Origin of the sequence: Candidatus Chlorohelix sp. (assembly GCF_037138995.1) — a bacterium.
GTDB lineage: Bacteria > Chloroflexota > Chloroflexia > Chloroheliales > Chloroheliaceae > Chlorohelix.
In genome coordinates, this window is the sequence record NZ_JBAXHI010000005.1 from 78137 (window position 1) to 95655 (window position 17519).

12 protein-coding genes are annotated in these 17519 nt (G+C 46.1%); all 12 read left to right on the plus strand.

Features of this window, described 5'->3' with window-relative positions:
• Positions 1–23: 23 nt before the first annotated feature.
• Positions 24–416, plus strand: a complete 393-nt coding sequence (locus tag WCK19_RS03960; protein WP_342396064.1) for a helix-turn-helix domain-containing protein — start codon at positions 24–26, stop codon at positions 414–416.
• A gap of 243 nt (positions 417–659) precedes the next feature.
• A complete protein-coding gene (locus tag WCK19_RS03965) occupies positions 660–1358 on the plus strand; it encodes a dienelactone hydrolase family protein (protein WP_342396065.1) in 699 nt (232 codons plus the stop codon).
• Positions 1359–1481: 123 nt separating this feature from the next.
• Positions 1482–3920 carry a hypothetical protein gene (locus tag WCK19_RS03970; protein WP_342396066.1) on the plus strand — a complete coding sequence of 813 codons (2439 nt, stop codon included), beginning with the start codon at positions 1482–1484 and terminating at the stop codon, positions 3918–3920.
• Positions 3921–4354: 434 nt separating this feature from the next.
• Complete coding sequence (gene polA / locus WCK19_RS03975; protein ID WP_342396067.1) at positions 4355–7231, plus strand: DNA polymerase I; 2877 nt, start codon at positions 4355–4357, stop codon at positions 7229–7231.
• 18 nt (positions 7232–7249) lie between these two features.
• On the plus strand, positions 7250–8776 hold the full coding sequence (locus WCK19_RS03980) for a phospholipid carrier-dependent glycosyltransferase (RefSeq protein WP_342396068.1): 1527 nt from the start codon (positions 7250–7252) through the stop codon (positions 8774–8776).
• Positions 8777–8799: 23 nt separating this feature from the next.
• On the plus strand, positions 8800–9804 hold the full coding sequence (locus WCK19_RS03985; RefSeq protein ID WP_342396069.1) for an ROK family protein: 1005 nt from the start codon (positions 8800–8802) through the stop codon (positions 9802–9804).
• A gap of 201 nt (positions 9805–10005) precedes the next feature.
• A complete protein-coding gene (locus WCK19_RS03990; RefSeq protein ID WP_342396070.1) occupies positions 10006–10899 on the plus strand; it encodes a LysR family transcriptional regulator in 894 nt (297 codons plus the stop codon).
• Positions 10900–11157: 258 nt separating this feature from the next.
• Positions 11158–13869: a hypothetical protein gene (locus WCK19_RS03995; protein ID WP_342396071.1), complete on the plus strand. Its 2712-nt coding sequence runs from the start codon at positions 11158–11160 to the stop codon at positions 13867–13869.
• A gap of 2 nt (positions 13870–13871) precedes the next feature.
• The gene (locus WCK19_RS04000) at positions 13872–14711 is read left to right on the plus strand and encodes a hypothetical protein (RefSeq protein WP_342396072.1); all 840 of its coding nucleotides are present in this window, start codon (positions 13872–13874) and stop codon (positions 14709–14711) included.
• Positions 14708–15106: an NTF2-like N-terminal transpeptidase domain-containing protein gene (locus tag WCK19_RS04005; protein WP_342396073.1), complete on the plus strand. Its 399-nt coding sequence runs from the start codon at positions 14708–14710 to the stop codon at positions 15104–15106. Before WCK19_RS04000 ends, WCK19_RS04005 begins: the two co-directional genes overlap by 4 nt.
• Positions 15107–15231: 125 nt before the next feature.
• Positions 15232–15921: a response regulator transcription factor gene (locus WCK19_RS04010; protein ID WP_342396074.1), complete on the plus strand. Its 690-nt coding sequence runs from the start codon at positions 15232–15234 to the stop codon at positions 15919–15921.
• Between the two features lie 118 nt (positions 15922–16039).
• Entirely contained in the window at positions 16040–17464 is a 1425-nt protein-coding gene (locus WCK19_RS04015; RefSeq protein ID WP_342396075.1) for an ATP-binding protein, read from the plus strand.
• The last annotated feature ends 55 nt before the right edge of the window (positions 17465–17519 follow it).

Here is a 17519-nt window from a genome sequence, read left to right on the forward strand (position 1 = left end):
TGAAGTAGATCAGCGGTAATACTATGACTCAGAAAATAAACGCAGCAGAGCATGTACATATTTGCCCTAAATATGAAAAAGCCATTTCTATATTAGGAAAACGTTGGACTGGACTTATTATTAAGGCTCTAATGGATGGTTCTTTGCGCTTCAATGAACTGTTGAAAATCGTGGGTACTGTCAGCGATCGGGTTCTAACCGAACGACTCCGCGAACTGGAAACAGAAGGTTTGTTAGAACGCCTTGTTCATCCCGACTCCCCCGTTCGAATCGAGTATATGCTAACCCCTAAAGGTCGCTCAATGGAGCAAGTATTAGATGCGCTCCAAGATTGGGCGAACAAATGGGTTAGTTATGAACCTAGCGAGAACGAACATATCTATGAGGAAGTCTCAGAAATAGCAGCCCAAAGCTAATTTCTATTGTATTCTTATCCCCAAGATTTATCTCATTTGTTTACTTTTTGGTCATTGTGAGCAAGTGCGGTATGCTTTTTTTGTGCCTTTCTGTCAAGTCTTTTTTCTAAATCTTTTCCTGAATATCTATAGTTCGCCAGCATTAGCAGACCTGCTATTTCAAACACTACTTCGTATCTTTGATACAATAACCGCGACAAATAAATTCCGACCAATTTTAGCTCAAGAATAGAGGCAAGCGCTATGCACGAACAGGAAGAACTGATTACCGAAGACGTAAAAGCCGGAGTTTATGAGGCTTATTTGGCGCGTCCCCAAAGCGGCGAAAACCTGCCCGGTGTTTTGATTATTCATGAGATTTTTGGCTTAAATGAAAACATTCGGGATATTGCTCGGCGTTTTGCGCGTGAGGGTTACGTTGCGCTGGCAGTTGATTTGTACTCAAAAGAAAATATTCGGCAACTCTGCATTTTCAAAACGGTAGCAGGGATGATTATTAGCGCCCGTAAAACCGCCCATATGGGCGCGCTGGATGAAGCGGTAAATTGGCTCAAAAGCCTGCCCGTTGTTAGCCCCGAAAAATTAGGGGTTATCGGCTTTTGTATGGGCGGGGGCTACGCGCTGGCTTTTGCAGTCAGCAGCAAGCAACTAAAAGCGGTAAGCGCCTTCTATGGTATGAACCCGCGTCCGTTAGATTCGGTGGCGCAGGCTTGCCCGGTAATGGCAAGTTATGGCAGCAAAGATGAGTTTTTTGCCAAACAGGGCTTGAAACTTGAAAAGAAGTTGAAAGAATTTGGTATTCCGCACGATGTAAAGGTATATGAAGATGCCGACCACGCTTTCTTTAACGACACATGGCACAATTACAACTCAGAAGCCGCCAATGATGCTTGGCAACGCACCCTTGCATTTTTTAGCACGCATATTTTAAATAGGAAATAAGGTAATAACAGGTTTAAATTACCCGGCATTAATTCATTTGTAACCTACATTTAGTACCATGTTGCATGCGGTAAATACTTGAAAAGAAATGAGTATTTAACTTTGGGATACTATAGGAGCAAAATGAAAAAACTGTTAATACCGGGGGTATTTGGTCTAGGATTTGTGGTTATTGCGCTGCTAGTGGGCTTGCTTTTGTGGAAACCTGTTTTAGCCACGTTATCTTTCACTGATCCAGCTTTTGAAAAATCTTGGAACGCCTTGGATAAAGCCATATTTGAGCAAGCCGAGACAGGGCGCGGTTATACTTGGGGACCTGTGGTTGTAGGCAGCGAGTCTATTACAGGCGAGTCATATAATGGCAACTTCCGTAAAGTTGCGTATTTTGAAAAAGCCCGCATGGAAATCAATAATCCGGCGGGTAACAAGAACGACCTATTCTACGTAACTACCGGGTTGCTGGTAAAGGAACTGGTTACAGGGTTGCGCCAAGATGGTGATGAAACCTTTGTCCAACTTCCACCCAGCATGGTACAGGTTGCTGGTGACCCCAACGATGGTACGGCTAACCCAAATGCGCCAACATATGCCAGTTTTAGAAATGTAATAACTATTTTTGGAAACCAGAACGGTAAGCCTTCTTCAAACGGTAGTACCATAACCTCCAGTATTGATAAAACCGGAAATATTAGCAATATCAACCCGCCGGAAACTCGTACAATAAGCGGTTACGATGATGTAACACAGCATACTATCGCCGATGTTTTTGTGGATTACGGTAAAAGCGTTGGGAAGGTGTGGAGCGGTAGCGCGTATCTAAACGGTTCTATTTTCTATGGAAACCCAACTTACGTTCTCGGTCGCCCTGTAACCGAGCCTTATTGGGTTTCGACACAGGTAGCAGGCATTGACAGAGTAGTGCTGGTGCAATTATTTGAGCGCAGAGTTCTAACCTATACTCCTACCAATTCCGTAGGTTTTAAAGTGGAGATGGGGAACGTAGGACAGCACTATTATAAATGGCGCTACACTCTCAACAACAGCCCCATAATTACGCCTCCTGCTACTGCCACATCCCAACCAACACAGGCAGTTCCGGCTGGAAAAGCGTTAAACGTAAATTTCGGAGTAGATAAAAACACCTTTTCCAACAAGATGTTGGGCGTAAACTTCGTAAACTGGGAGCATAGCTGGGGCAAGCCCTATCCCAATGAAGTGCCTGGACTAGCGCAAGCGCTTAAAGCTGCCAATGTTGGGCTTATTCGCTATGCCGGTGGTAACTGGAGTAATTCGGTAGGCTGGGATCGCAACCAAAAGCGAACTCCATATAACGACTGGCCCGATGGGAAAAATGGTCCCTATTCTTTCCAGTACAACCCCGATGAAATTGATAGCGTTGCAAAACTGGCAAAAGCTGTAGGCGCGGATGTTATGATTGAAGTTAATATTTTTACCAGCGATCCGGCGATGTGGGCAGACATGGTTAAGTACGCCAATGTGGAACACAACTACGGATTTAAATACTGGGAATTGGGCAATGAGCTTGACGCGGCGAAAGATGGTCCGAATCCCGACGAGTATTCAAAATATGCCGGCGAGTACCTCGATGCGATGCTGGCTGTAGATCCCTCCATCCAGATAATTGCTTCCGGCGTAGCTTCGCCCTATGAAGCCACCCGCCAGAACTATAGTGACAAAATAACAAGCCTATCGGAATATTTGACCAAGCCTTATGCGATGACCAGCCCCAAAGGAGCGAAAATACAGGCTTTGTCATACCATTGGTATCAAGCTTGCAACAGCAGTGACCTCGCAGACTTGACCCGCTATACTTGGGCGGGCATAGCCGAGAACTCTTGGCGTAATAATTACTCCAGAAAGCAAGCAGATGTCTTTCCTCCACGTATTACAAAAGATTTGACCAAAGGCGCGATTCCGCAAGGAATAACTGAGCTAAACTTTGACGCTTGTAATTACGACAACCCGATGAACGGTAATTTCCTTAACGCTTTGTGGACAGCAGACGTTTTGGGACGGTTGAGTTATAACGGGGTTAATTTTGTCACACGATGGGAAGGCTATGCCACTCAGGGCTATTCGATGATATATCCTGATAATGGCGATAGCCCTTCGCATATCTATGTCCGCCCTGCATATTACGCCTATTTAATGTACGCCAACTATTTCGGGAATCAAATGGTAGAATCGAGCAGTTTTGATACTGCAAATATTTCTATCTGGGCATCACGTGACTCGGCTGACCCTTCCAAGCTGAAACTGATGGTTACCAACCTAACTGGTTCGGATATTACTGCTCCGATTAATATCGCCGGGTTCAGCGCAAGCTCAGGCAGCGTTTACCATATGAACAGCGCAAAGCCAACAGATATTTCTGGAGACAGCCTCAAAGCGCCTGTTACCATAAATGGAGTATCTATAGATGCGATGAATGTGGCGGGAAGTGTGGCGAATATAAAGCCCGTACCATTGGCGGTATCCGGTTCAGCTTTCAACTACGTTTTCCCGGCATACACCACTACCGCAATAATTCTGAGCAAATAATGCCGGTCTTTTAATAGGTTGCACAAACGGGGTAAATCTAACACCCTGTTTTATTTTGGCTCTCTCCGAGAGAGTAGTATAAAATGTTTCGAGCCGCTATGCTCGCCAGCAGCGGCTCGATGGTTGGTTTCGTTAGTGTTAGTAGTAGTAGGAGATTTGAGAGGATAACTAATTAAGAAAAAGATGGCGGTTGAGCCGCGCAAAATTTTAACTTTTCTCAATTATGGTTGCAAAATATTTTTATTTCGCTTCCACTTTTATTTTATCAGTAGATATAGTATCTGTTATTGGACTAAAGACCTATTTAGGTATAGCCACAATGCCTAATTCAAGTAAGCCTGAACAGAAATGCCAGTTTTTCTGGTATAATCAGGCTTCCTGAAAAGCTCCTTTAATCTTTCTAATAATCTTTCTAAAAAGGCAAGAAAAGATATATGAGCAGCCAGAGTAATAAACCCCGCTTGATGCTGATTGACGGCTTCGGCTTGATATTCAGGGCTTATCACGCGGTACCACCCGGATTAGTAACTTCGCGGGGTGAATTGACCAATGCTACCTTCGGTTTCACTTCGATGCTGCTGGAGGTGCTAAGACGCGAATTGCCCCAGTATATCGTGATGGCTTTTGATACCGGACGCACTTTCCGTCACGATGATTATGTCGAATATAAAGCAAATCGGAGCGAAATGCTGGAAGATTTGCGCGGTCAACTCGCCCGTATCCGCGAAATTGTCGAAGCTTTAGGCATTTCAATCTACGAAGCTATAGGTTTTGAGGCGGACGATGTTATCGGTACTTTGGCGCGTCAGGCTGAAATGATGGGCTTGGAAGTGCTGATTATCACCGGAGATAACGACCTACTGCAATTGGTCAACAAGCATACCCACGCTGCATTGCCGGGAGCAGGTCCAAAAGCCCGCTTCAGCGATGTACGTTACTTTGACCTAGAAAAGGTTAGGGAAAAGTACACTTTTGGTCCGGAATATATTCCCGATTATAAAGCCATCACCGGAGATAAAAGCGATAATATTCCGGGTATCCCCGGTCTAGGTGAAGTAACCGCCCGTAAACTGATTAACCTGTACGGGCATCTTGAAAATATCTATGAGCATCTAGCTGAGGTAAAGCCGCCTAAAGTACAAACAGCGTTGGAGACATTTCGGGAACAAGCGCTAAAGAGCAAGTATTTAGCAACCATCGTCACCGAAGTGCCGATAAAACTTGACCTTGATATGGCGCAAGCACATCAAATGGATCGCGACCGGGTAGTTGCTATTTTCCGGGAAGTCGAGTTTCGTAGCCTGCTAAACCGTTTGCCTGATATTCCGGCTATTGTAAAACCCAGCGCGAAAGTTTCAAAGAAAAACGAGCAGCTAAACCTTTGGGATATGGCTGAGGTGAAGACTGAAACGCCGGAAACTCAACCCGAAACAGAAGGGAAGTACAAGCTAGTCAGAGATAGCGGCGCATTGGCAAAGTTGGTGGAGCGGGTTAGGCAAACCGGCGTGCTTTCCTTTGATACTGAAACCACCAGCGAAGACCCTATGAGGGCAAATCTGGTAGGCGTATCTATCGCGCCTGCTCCTGACGAAAGCTATTACATCCCGATAGGACATGTAAAAGCGGTTTCTAGCGCAGTATTCGAGCTATTGCCTGAACAACTCGAATGGGAGGAAATGCGCCCTGTACTAGAAGAGCTTTTCAACGATAGCCACATCCGCAAGATTGCCCATCACGCCAAGTATGATTTGGCTGTTTTGCAACGGCATGGCATGGCGTTGGAAAGACTCGATATAAATTTCGATACGATGCTGGCAGCGCAGGTAGCAGGGAAAACTTCCGCACGCCTCAAAGACCTAGCGTTTGAAGAGTTGGGCGTGGAAATGACCCGTATTGATGCCCTGATAGGCAGCGGCAAGAACCAAACTACGATGGATCGAATACCGATTGAGACCGCAGGGCAATATGCCGCCGCAGATGCGGATAACACCCTGAAATTAGTAGCTGTCTTTGAAAAGGATTTGAGCCTAAACAAGCTGGGAAAAGTCTTTCACGAAATAGAGATGCCGCTGATTCCGGTGCTGACCGGAATGGAGTTGGTGGGAGTCGCACTGGATACCGCTCGTCTTGGTACACTTTCCACCAGCCTTTACCAGAAAATTAGCGAACTGGAAAAGAATATATACAACGAAGTGGGTCATCAGTTCAATATCAATTCGCCTGACCAACTCGGCAAGGTTTTATTTGAAGAATTGGGTTTGCAAGTAGGCAAGAAAACCGCCACTAAAAAGTTCTCAACCGATAAAAAAACGTTGGATACGTTGCGTGGGGCGCATGCTGTCGTGGATTTGGTGCTGGAGTATCGGCAATTCGGCAAGCTGAAATCAACCTACGTGGACAGCCTGCCTTTGTTGCTCAATTTGGAAACCGGGCGGGTGCATACCTCTTTCCAGCAAATTGGGGCGAGTAGCGGACGCATGAGTAGCAATAACCCCAACCTGCAAAATATCCCGATTCGTACCGAAATTGGGCGAGAAGTAAGACGCGCCTTTATTGCCGATAACTTCAGCAATAAGCGACTGTTCGGCAACGACAAAGCTATTCTGGTTTCTGCCGATTACAGCCAAATCGAACTGCGCTTGCTGGCGCATCTGACCGGAGATGAGCGTCTAACTAGCGCCTTCCTTGCCAACAAAGATATTCATCGCGCTACTGCCGCCGATGTTTTTGGAATACCGGAAGAGCAGGTTACTGACGATATGCGGAGGGTTGCAAAAACCGTCAACTTTGGCATAATCTACGGGTTGAGCGCGTTCGGACTCACTCAGCAAATTAATATCACATACCAAGAAGCTGCCGCATTTATCGAGAATTATAAAGCGAAATATCCAAGCGTATGGCATTATCTGGAAAGTACACCCGAAGAGGCACGCAAAACCGGCTTTGTGCAAACCCTATTCGGACGGCGGCGCTATATGCCCGAATTAAACGCCGGAAACCCTATTCTCAGAAAAGAAGCCGAACGCGCTGCGATTAATATGCCGGTACAAGGTACGGCTGCGGACATTGTTAAAATTGCGATGCGGCGTGTCTGGGACGCGCTGAAAAACCAAAAGCTACGCGCTAAATTGCTGCTTCAAGTGCATGACGAATTGGTATTTGAAGCGCCTGAAAGTGAATTATCAGAGTTGGCGGCATTGGTTCACACCCATATGGAAACGGTTGAAGAAGATGTACAACTAAGCGTACCACTAAAAGTGGACATCAAATACGGCTTGAACTGGGGAGAGATGGAAAAATATGTCCTTTAAAGCGATTCTCCGGTTGGAATGATAGCCACTATTACCCCTAACTCAAAATTAGCTCTGAAGCTCTGGAAATGGGCGACCTCTCCCGGTTTGTGGTTATTAATCGGCATTTCCGCGTTTTATTTCCTGACAAACGCATTTGACTTCTTCATCAGCGATGGCGAGGTGATGTACCAAACCGCCCGCGAAATCGCCCTGCGTAATCGCATAGACCAACCCGCTACGCCCGGTCTTTCCCAAATCATTCAGGGAAGCGATGGGCTTTATTACAGTAAATACGGGTTGGGACAGCCGCTGTTAGCTTCGCTCTTTTTCCGTTTTGGCAAGTGGCTCTGGTTCAACTTTATGCGCGAAAAGTGGGATGAGCCAATCGCGCATTTTGCAGTCACATTGCTACCGCTACTGGCAACCGCTCTCACGGCATGGCTAGTTTATCTCATCGCCCGAAAGCTCTATCGTTCGGTCAAAATTAGCATAGGTTTGGCGTTATTATACGGGCTTGGTACGAGCGCATTGCCTTATTCACATTTCTTTTTCAGCGAGCCGCTATTTTGTTTCTGTACTTTATTGGCTGCCTACACCTTGTTACAGTTCAAAGAAGCAACGCATAACTGGCAAAGATACCTGTATTTAATTACAGCGGGACTAGCTTTCGGCTACGCTATCCTGACAAGAGTTTCAGGAATTGCGCTACTGCCCGCTTTTGCTTTATACCTATGGCTTATTTGCACAAAACGCCCCCGCGATTTTATAAAGTACGGTCTGGTATTCGGCGTAGCGGTATTTCCTTCCTTTGCTCTTACCGCTATTTTTAACCAGATGCGTTTCGGCAACCCTCTCAGCAGCGGCTACGAGGGAGAAGGCTTCACTACACCCATTTGGGAAGGACTATGGGGTTTATTATTCAGCACCGGGAAAAGCGTGTTTCTCTATTCCCCGATACTGATAGCTGTTCCTTTTGCGCTGCGCCCGTTTTCAAAACGTTTTCGCCCAGAAACATTCTTCTTCGGCGCAATAATACTGATAACGCTGGTATATTATGGGGCGTGGTGGGCGTGGTATGGCGGATTTAGCTGGGGACCGCGCTTTATGGTGCCGGTTCTACCCTTTGCTATAATCTGTCTAGGTACGTTGCTTGAAAACAACCGTAAATGGGTAGCTATTCTCTTTGTAGGCTTGTTTCCATTGTCGCTATTTGTGCAAATGCTTGGCGTTACGGTAAACTTCAATACACATCTAGGCAATATAACCCACTATCTACCTGGTTGGGATGCCAATTATATTTTTATTCCGGCTTACTCGCCTATAAGAGCGCATTTTGAGCTATTTTGGAATCCTGATAACAATGTTATCCGCTCGCTTTCGCTGGATCAGTTGGGTTTAACAACGCGCATGGCAAAAGTTTTCTGTTATGGAGCAATAATATGTTTTCTGTTAAGTTTGTTTATGGTATGCTATGCCTACTTAGGCACGAATAAACGTGCAGGTAGCCCGCATACAGACATAGCCATCTCACAAATTGAATCCGGTAGCGAAAATTCTCATTAGTTACATAAAAGTGGTGTATAAACATGAATATTGTTGGAGTGGATTTGGGTGGAACTAAGGTAAGAGCAGTTCTGGCAGATGGAACCGGGAAACTACTGGCTAGAACTGACCGCCCAACACAAGCAGATAAAGGTCTAGATGCCGTTATAGATAATATCGTAGCGGTAATAAATAAAGTTATGAGCAAATCCACCCCCGGAGAAGTTCTAGCAATTGGAATCGGCGCGCCGGGACCGCTAAACCCTCGCATCGGGGTGGTATTTTCACCTCCAAACTTGCCGGGCTGGACAGATGTGCCTTTACGCGATTTAATCGAAGCCAAACTCGGTTTGCCGGTTTATCTCGGCAATGACGCAAATCTGGCGGCATTGGGCGAATACACCTTTGGCGCAGGCAAAGATTACCGCTATCTGGTATATATCACCGTTAGTACCGGAATTGGCGGTGGAATAATCGAAGATGGCAATATTATTCATGGGTCAAGGGGAGCAGCCGGAGAAATCGGGCATATGACCATCAAGCTTGATGGACCCGTTTGCAATTGCGGGAATATCGGTTGCTTTGAAGCATTAGCCAGCGGTACTGCCATTCGCAAGCGTGCGCTTGCCCTACTTGCCACCAATCGCCCAACCCTTTTACGGGAATTAGCCAACCATAAGCTGGACTCGGTAAATGCCGTAATGGTGGAAAAAGCCGCCAAACTGGGTGATGAAGCCGCTCTTGAACTCTTGCACGAGACGGCGGTATATCTGGGAGTAGGTATTACCAACATTTTGCATCTCTTTAATCCCGAAATTGTGGTAATAGGTGGGGGCGTTTCACAAGTGGGCGACCTTATATTCGAGCCGTTACGCGCCGAAGTAAACCGACGAGCGATGCCCGCTTTCCGGGAGAATGTGCCGATAGTACCAACTGATTTAGGGGATGATGTAGGTTTGTACGGTACGGTTGCGCTAGTTTTGCAAAATCACGAGGAGGCACAACGGCGCAAACAGCAATTGGCGCACTTGCGGCGGGATGGAATCTAAAACCACGTATTGAGACTTTTTATGAAAAGGCGAGAGGCAAGATAAAAGAAATTTCAAATCAAGCCCTCGCTTTTTTGTACCATAATTTCTCCTGAAAATAGATGCAAATATAAAGTGTATTAAATTAATTTGCATGTGCTATAACTAGAGATTATAATTATAGCTATTCACCGTCAAAAATACGTAGGGGGAAATTGAATCTTGAACTTTCACCAGCTTCGTCTTTTTTACGTAGTTGCTCAATGTGGCAGTTTCTCCAGAGCAGCAGAAAAGCTATCAATCAGCCAACCTGCCGTTTCAGCCCAAGTCAAGGAATTTGAAAAGGAACTTGCCCTCCAGCTTTTCGAGCGTGGCAGCAAAATCATGTATCTGACCGAAGCAGGCAAGCTCATCCAACGCTACGCCCAACAGATTTTCGCGCAAGCCAATGAGCTTGAACGTGCAATTGAAGATTTAAAGGGATTGGCGATTGGTCGTCTCACCATTGCTTCCAGCACTACTGTGGCAGAATGTATCCTACCGCATGCATTAGGACTATTCAAAACAGCCTATCCGGCTATCCAGTTGGAAATGCAAATTGCCAACTCCACCAAAGTAGTAGAATGGGTTAGCGAACGCCATTTTGACCTTGGTTTCATAGGGAACGAGATTGAGTCAGACGAGTTGGTGATAGTGCCATTATGTGAGGATGAAATCGGAGTTTTTGTAGCTACAAATCACCCACTGGCAAACCGTAAAAGCATTACACCAGAAGAATTGGCACAGCAACTGTTCGTAGCGCGTGAGCGAGGCTCTGCCACTCGGTTAAATGCTGAAAGGGTGCTTCAAAACCTCGGTATCAAACCAAAAATATCACTCGAATTGGGTGGTAACGAGGCTGTAAAACGGGCAGTTTGTACAGGATTGGGCGTGGGGATGCTTTCTATTTTTTCGCTCACCCCCGAAATCAAAGCCGGAATGGTAAAAATAATCCCGGTTGAAGGCTTGGCTTGCTACCGCAATTTTACTGCCATATATCGGCGTGACAAAGAACTTACCAGCGCCGAAAAGCGTTTGCTCGAAGTGGTGCGGGAATCAATCAACCAGATTTCCTGAAAACCTCGCGCTAAATCAATAATCTGGATGATTCATATTCCTCCACAACCAGATTTGAAATTAATCCTGCTAAGCTCTTGCCTAAAATGTAAGCAATTCGATTGAATCTAATACCAAAACGCGATTTATCCCATTTATATGTTGTCAAGTTTAGCAAATTTGATTATAATTCACTTAATAACATGACATAAGTATTGCTGGGGTCGGGTTTTTCTATTTCCTGTTTTACGGTCACATAGTTTTTGCGGTAGGTGGCGAATGAGTGATCTTCAGTTAATAGCGACTCAACTAGAAATCAGCGGTGGAATCCGGCGAGACCGAGCGGAAGGTCTTCTCGATGCTGAACTTATGATGACTCCCCCGATAATCCAAAAACGAGGGACGCTCTACATAATGACCGAAGTTGAGGCAACCCGCGACCCTTCACAAACCTTGCGCTCAGGCGATTACGAACTAATTCGCGATACGCAAAGGGCAATAATCAAGGAATTTTACGAATTCAATCAGAACGCCACTGTAACTAGCGCCTTAAAACATGCGCTGGAAGTGGCAAACCAACTATTGTTTAACCGCAATAGCGCACTACTTCCGCCAGAACGGCGTGGAGTGGGTATTACTTTGGCTTTGGTGAGAAATAACGAACTTTTCCTAGCGCAATTGCCCCCCACTCAGAGCTATGTAGCACATCAAGGGCAGATGAGTTATTACCCTATGCCGGATAATTATCGCAAAGGTCCCCGCCCTCTAAACCCGCGTGACACTCAGCCTTTGCCCATTAGCATAGGCGGCAAGCATTCTTCCTATACCCCTGCGCTAGGTCGCTATGCTACCATTGACCCTATTTTTAACCGCACCTACTTTGACGATGGCGACTTGTTGGTGCTTTGCTCCTCCTCGTTGGCACAAGCATTAGAAGAAGACCAACTAGAGCGCTATTTTACCAACTCCAACAGCCGCGAAGCGCTTTATAATCTTTCGGAATTTGCGCGAGTTCATTATATAGAGAACGGCTATGCCCTAGCAGTTTCAATGAAGGGCGATTATAGCGCGGGAAGTCTGGAACGAGCGGCGCAAGAAAGAATCGAAGCTAACGCTAAACGCAGCGAAGATGGCGGGATTAAAGGCGCAATGAACAATATGGCGGTTTCAATGAGTGCCTTTGCCGCTCGCTTCAACCCTGATAAAAATGAACCGATTAAGGAAGAATATATTTTTGAATCAAGCTTATCGCCGACTGAAGCGATTCCGGTGCGCTGGAACGAAGATTTCGAGTTTGTGGATAACGCGCCACGTCAAGCGCAACCTACCGACGAACAAAAACCGGGCAGCATAACCGAACTGGTTAATTTGATTAATGATAACCCTGCCGCCGACCCTTGGATTCGACGTGAGGAGGACGGTCTGGAAAAACCGCCCTATCTTAGAAATCGCCCCGACTCCCCTGAAACCGACCACTTTAAGAAACAACAAGCTGGCATATTTCCTGCGCCCGGTATAGTTCCGCCTACACAAAAAGCTGCCTTTAGCTCTCATAATTACCAATCGCCGGAAGCGCCGAAACCTCATTTTGCCTTCTCTGAGGAAGCCGCCGCTATACCTCCAGTTGGAGAAATCGGCAAAAAGAAAAGTGGTAAACAGCCCGTCACCCCGCCACAACCCGCTGAATTTTTGGACGTATCAGCCGGTTATGGAACACCTCTTGAGAATATCAAGGATGAACGGCAGGGTAAAGTCCGCTTCAGTCGTTTCCTAATAATCGGTGGGCTTATAGCATTATTGGGCGTAGCAGCTTTATTTCTGGTTTTTGCGGCAATCAACTTGATGGGTGGTAACAATGACAAAGCGATAGGGTTTGTACGTTCAGCTGAAGCCAAGCGGATACAAGCGCAAACTTTTTCGATAACCGACCCAGCCAAAGCGAGGCAATTAATAACCGAGGCACAGGCTGACCTAGATAAAGCCCGTAAGGAAAAGCCTGAATTAAAAGATATTACCATTACCTCCAACGCCCTGAAAGTTACATCGGACAACATCAACCGAGTTGTCATTCCCGCAGATATTCGAGTTACCCTTGATTTGAGCAATCAGACGGGCATTAAAATGAGCCGCGCACTCTTTTCAAGTACAAATGACGTGGTTTTTATCCTTGATAACGGACGCAATATGGTTTTACAACTTGATATGCAAGGTCAGATTAAAACTATACTGAAACAAGGGGATACTGCCAGCGGCAAGACTCTAACCAAGCCTGTATTTATGACGCAACGCCTTGATAGCGTCCTGATAATAGATGACGCGAATAATGCTTGGATATATGACCGCGCCCACAATTCATGGAGCGCCGTTGCGCTAGGCGGCACAAGCGGGTGGGTGAAACCGGCAAGATTGGCGGCTACCTATCAGGGCAATCTGTATCTAGTTGCACCGGGAAGCGGTCAGATATTGCGTTATCTATCGGGCGCATACAGTAACACACCGGACGAGTGGCTTTCTGAACAGACAGTGCAAACCGCAAATCTGGATCGCGCTGTCACGCTGGAAGTAGATGGACGGATCTTCGGGTTAAGCTCGGAGGGGGTACTTTACCAAATGGAAAGACCAAACGGTAAGAACAAGGGTGAAATTACCAATCAGATTGATTTAAATAGTGGTGGATTGGTCAGTCCCGCTTTGAATAGCCCTTATCTGCTACAAATCGGAAGTTTCGATTATCCTTATATTTTCGTGATAGACACCCAAAAGCGCATCCTGCAATACCAGAAATCAAACGGGGCGTTTGTTCAGCAAATCCGGGCTGAAAACAAAGAGTTTGATAGCATCAAAGACCTGTTGGTGGACGAAGCTAACCAGAAACTTTATGTAGTAACCGACCAAAAATTTTACATTTTTCGAGTGCCAGCGGCGACTGTATCCGGTAGCGTGCCGGTAATCAGCACAACGCCGTCCACAACTCCAACCACAAGCAGGTAGGAATGTCCAGATACGCCGGATGGGTGATACTGATATTACTTGTATTATTTGTACCACCTATCCTTTCTAATTCTCAGGAGACTCAAACCGACCCTGCTACCAGCGATTATTTGCCACAACCTCTCCAGTTATTATTTCCCTCGTTGCCTGCTTCCTTTTCAACCGAAGAAGTTTTGCCTCCCAATTTTGACAGAAATTCGCCCTCCTTTGACTTGATTTCGATGGGGACAATCCCTTCGCCCGATGCAGCAACCGGCACGCCCCTGACCAAAACCTTAACTTTACAACTAAACGGCGGTATTAAAGGTCGCATCTTTTCAAGCCCTTTATGGCTATCGCCGATTCCCGATCGCTTTGTAAATCTTTCGGGTAATGGCGAACTTAAAGTGGCAATCAGCGTTAAGCGCGATGCGGCGCAAGGGGCAGGTATTCTGCCTGGGCAAACTAATTGGGGACGTATGCGCCTTGTCTTGAACGGAGCTATTTTTGACTATTCCGTCCAACTCTTGGTTGGCACACCTAACAAGGTAGTGAGTAGTAGTTCAGATAGGATATTCGGGCTGTACCGACAAATTGTGGCAAAACTGGACGCTCAGGGCAATATGGCAGCAATTATCGCAACTCCTACCTTCCCGAATGCCGGACAAACTGCGCTCGGTTTGATTGTAGATTATTTGGGAGAGAACGGTTACAATCAGCGAATGAGCGAAGCCGATTTTAGTGGAAGAATAGCCGAAACCTTGAGCGAAAAAGATTATAACGGGGATGGTTGGGTTGGGTTCAAACCCGAAGACATTGTAATCGGCGCGCCGGGTTGGGCGCTGGGAAGAAAGCTGAAATGAAATCTCGTCAAAATATCTGGCTTTTACCGCTTTTGCTCTTATTCTTGACCGGATGCTCGGATAACCTGACACCAAGTGAGGTATGCCAACGCTACCTCGAAACGGTGCGTGAGGGGAATTATAGCTCAGCGTATGAATTATTAACCGGAGACTCGCAATTGAAAATCAGTCGAAGCGATTTTGGAGATCGCCTTGCTCGCGCCAAGCAAGATAGCGGAATTATACGTACCGAAATCCTGAAGGTAAATCGCGACTCAACAATTGTAGGCAAACGTGCCAGCGTTACTTACCAGCTTGAAATTACGCTGCAAAGCGGTCAGAAGCTCAACCTATTTGAAGCAATGGTATTATTACAACAGGATAACGGCTGGCGGGTCATTTGGCCCCCTCAGTAAATCCCGCCGAGTAGTTGAAACAATTAAGTCGGTTTATCGTAATAATATCAACGAGCTACAACTTCCTCTCTTTTCCCCCTTGAAGGGGTTAGGGAGTGAATAGTTAGGGAATTTTGGAGGTAGAAATGCAAATTCTGGTCATAGATGATGATACCGAAATAATTGATATGCTGGAACGCGGCTTGCGCTTTGAAGGTTACAATGTACGCACTGCCCTCGATGGTGACACTGCCCTTACGATTTTCAGAGAATCCGTACCCGATTTGGTATTGCTTGATGTGATGATGCCGGGTAAAAATGGTCTGGATGTTTGCCGCGAAATGCGTAAAATCCGCGATACCCCGGTGTTAATGCTTACCGCTAAAGATGCGGTGAGCGACCGAGTAGCGGGGCTAGATAGCGGCGCGGATGATTATATCGTCAAACCTTTTGCCTTTGACGAATTACTGGCGCGGGTCAGAGCGCATTTGCGACGCACTGCCCCCGGAGATAGCCAGCAGCTTATCCAATTTTCCGATGTGATTCTTAACACGATTACTCACGAAGTACATCGAAACGGTCAATTAGTTGAGCTTACCAGCAAAGAATTCGAACTACTTCAGCTTTTTATGCAAAACCCCCGCAAAGTCCTGTCTCGCGAAGTAATCTATGATAAAGTGTGGGGCTATGATTTTGGCGGAGAGTCGAATATAATCGAGGTTTACATCCGGTATTTGCGTAGTAAACTAGATACAGGCGACAACCCCAAATTGATACGCACCGTGCGCGGTGTTGGCTATGTTATGAAAGAGTCGGATAACTCACACGAAGATTAATCCGGTTCTCAACCCTTAATGGATTACCTTGGGCAATTTCATTCAAAATTTTTCGATACGGCTACGGCTAACCCTAGTATTCTCTGTGGTGGTTTGTATAACCCTAGCCATTTTAAGCGTGTCCGTTTATCGTTCGGTAGTGAATAGCCTGAATTATGAGGTTGATCACGACCTCAAGAACCGTGCCGTTGAAATCAGCCAGTATGTTGCCTCGCGCAATAGTTTTACAGAGCAGGATTTGCTGGAATTAAGCGCTTTGCTTGGCGGTATTGAGCCGAATTATGATACACCCTCCATTGAGACTCAGTTAAGTAATAATTTTCTTTCCAGTCGTCTCGATTTGGATGCTTCCCTAAATTATGTGCAAATCTCTGACCCCAAAGGTAATATCTTGCATTCCGTCCCTGATATTCGGCTTATGACTCAGCCTGTGACGCAACAAATATTGCGGGAAAATTTATATTTTCCCGGTGATTATTTCACATTCCGAATGCCTGATACCGATGAACCGGTAAGAGGCTATACCGAGCGTATTACATTGCGTGGCACAACTGTCGGGTTTGTGCAGACAGTTAACTCTATCAAACAATCGCTGGCGGTCAGTAATAGCCTCATCTATCCTTTCGGAATCGGTGGAATAGCGGCAGTAGCCGCCTTAGTTATTTTCGGCTGGTGGGTAACACGCCGCGCTTTCAACCCAATTGAAAACATAACTGGCGCGGCTTTCCGCATCGGCGCAACTAACGACCTCACCCAACGTATTCAGGTTGACCAATTTTCTAATGATGAAGTGAGCCGATTGGGACGCGCTTTTGACGGAATGCTAGATCGCCTTGAAAAAGAATTCAAGTTGCAACGCCAGTTTATTGCCGATTCTTCACACGAATTGCGTACTCCCCTGACCGTAATTCGGGGTAATCTTGATTTGTTAAAGCGAAATCCTGACCCCTTAAACCAGAGCGAATCGCTTCAAGCAATTGAGCGCGAAGTAAAGCGCATGCAAAAACTGGTAGAAGATTTATTACTGCTGGCAAAAGCCGATGCCAACCAGACTATCGAGTTTTCACCAACCAATCTGGACGAAATAGTGCTAGAAGTTTACAAACAGGCGAAGGTGCTTGCACAAGTTCGTCACCAGACTTTCAAACTAGGCAATTTTGAAATTATCAAGGTCTTAGGAGACGCTGACCAATTGAAACGAGCGATTCTAAACCTAGTAAATAACGCCATTAAATATACCCCCGAAGAAGGAATCGTTACAATCAGCTTGCATAGCGGTAATCGGTGGGCGCAAGTAGCAGTTACCGATACCGGAGTAGGGATTGACCCCAAAGACCAACCGCATATCTTCTCCCGCTTCTATCGGGTGGATAAAGCCCGTTCACGCACCAGTGGAGGCACTGGACTTGGTTTGCCGATTGTAAAATATATAGTCGAAGCACATGGTGGGCGTATCAGCCTAGAAAGCGAAGAAGGCAAAGGTAGCGCTTTTACACTGTGGCTCCCTCAAATTTCGGAGCAAGCTAGTACCGATTCAGATTAACAAAGCAAGGATTTGCTACCTTCTAAAACCGCGCCCGTCCGCAAGAAATAATTGG

Bases quoted from the DNA above. Each gene is read 5' to 3' on its own strand.
- WCK19_RS03960 (WP_342396064.1), top strand. From the start codon at position 24: ATGACTCAGAAAATAAACGCAGCAGAGCATGTACATATTTGCCCTAAA.
- WCK19_RS03965 (WP_342396065.1), top strand. From the start codon at position 660: ATGCACGAACAGGAAGAACTGATTACCGAAGACGTAAAAGCCGGAGTT.
- WCK19_RS03970 (WP_342396066.1), top strand. From the start codon at position 1,482: ATGAAAAAACTGTTAATACCGGGGGTATTTGGTCTAGGATTTGTGGTT.
- polA (WP_342396067.1), top strand. From the start codon at position 4,355: ATGAGCAGCCAGAGTAATAAACCCCGCTTGATGCTGATTGACGGCTTC.
- WCK19_RS03980 (WP_342396068.1), top strand. From the start codon at position 7,250: ATGATAGCCACTATTACCCCTAACTCAAAATTAGCTCTGAAGCTCTGG.
- WCK19_RS03985 (WP_342396069.1), top strand. From the start codon at position 8,800: ATGAATATTGTTGGAGTGGATTTGGGTGGAACTAAGGTAAGAGCAGTT.
- WCK19_RS03995 (WP_342396071.1), top strand. From the start codon at position 11,158: ATGAGTGATCTTCAGTTAATAGCGACTCAACTAGAAATCAGCGGTGGA.
- WCK19_RS04000 (WP_342396072.1), top strand. From the start codon at position 13,872: ATGTCCAGATACGCCGGATGGGTGATACTGATATTACTTGTATTATTT.
- WCK19_RS04005 (WP_342396073.1), top strand. From the start codon at position 14,708: ATGAAATCTCGTCAAAATATCTGGCTTTTACCGCTTTTGCTCTTATTC.
- WCK19_RS04010 (WP_342396074.1), top strand. From the start codon at position 15,232: ATGCAAATTCTGGTCATAGATGATGATACCGAAATAATTGATATGCTG.